Annotated in this window: 1 protein-coding gene; it reads left to right on the top strand. The window is 53.3% G+C overall.

The annotated features are described in order from the left end of the window. On the top strand, positions 1 to 889 hold an 889-nt coding region (locus tag HMPREF3088_RS08015; protein ID WP_083317375.1), incomplete at its 5' end, for an IS3 family transposase. Positions 890 to 922 lie beyond the last annotated feature (33 nt).

Below are 922 nucleotides of genomic sequence, written 5' to 3' on the forward strand. Positions count from 1 at the left end.
CGTCATCCCAGGTCAGCTCAGTAATAGACAAAAGACCGCAGTGGTTGACGCGCTACGCCCTGACTTCCCCTTGCCGATGCTGCTTGCCTCTATCGGCCTTGCACAATCGAGTTTTTACTACCACCTTCAACAACGCAGCCGGCCCGATAAGCACGAGCATATCCGTGACATACTCCATGCCATCGACGCGCAGTCGGACAACACGTACGGCTATCGACGCATGTGGTGGGAGTTGCGTCATCGTGGGATCATCATCAGCGAGAAGGTTGTTCGTCGCCTCATGCGCGAAGAAGGAATCGTGCCCCGCTTTCCGAAACGCAAGTGGAGGTACTCCAGCTATCAGGGAGAAATTTCACCAGCTCCGGACAACTTGGTGAACCGTAGTTTTCACGCTGACAGCCCAAACAAGTTGTGGCTAACTGACATCAGTGTTTTTGCAGCTCACGATAGTCGCGTGTACCTCTCTGCCATAATCGACTGTTTTGACGGCAAGGTCGTCGCCGCGAAAACAAGCGTGCACCCCACTATGGAGTTGGCGCAGGAAACCCTGCTTGCTGCCATTGAAGCGGAGCAGCCAGAAGCAGATGGTTCCCTGGTGCTTCATTCTGACCGGGGTGCACATTACCGCGGTAGCACCTGGCGCAGTTTGACCGCTAAATACGGGATTGTCAGCTCAATGTCTAAAAAGGGTTGCAGCCCAGATAACGCAGCGTGTGAAGGATTTTTCGGCCGTATGAAAAATGAGATGTACTACGGCAAGGTTTGGCAAACCACCAAAGAGCTCGAAGAAGCCATCGCGCGATACATCGAGTTCTATAACAACCACCGGATCAAAACCAGTCTAGGCGGTGTGAGTATCACCGCCTACCGAAAACTTCATGTAGCGTGACCCGAAACTGTCCAACAAAATGTCCGCGTCCCC

Origin of the sequence: Corynebacterium sp. HMSC22B11 (genome assembly GCF_001815965.1) — a bacterium.
Lineage (GTDB): Bacteria > Actinomycetota > Actinomycetes > Mycobacteriales > Mycobacteriaceae > Corynebacterium.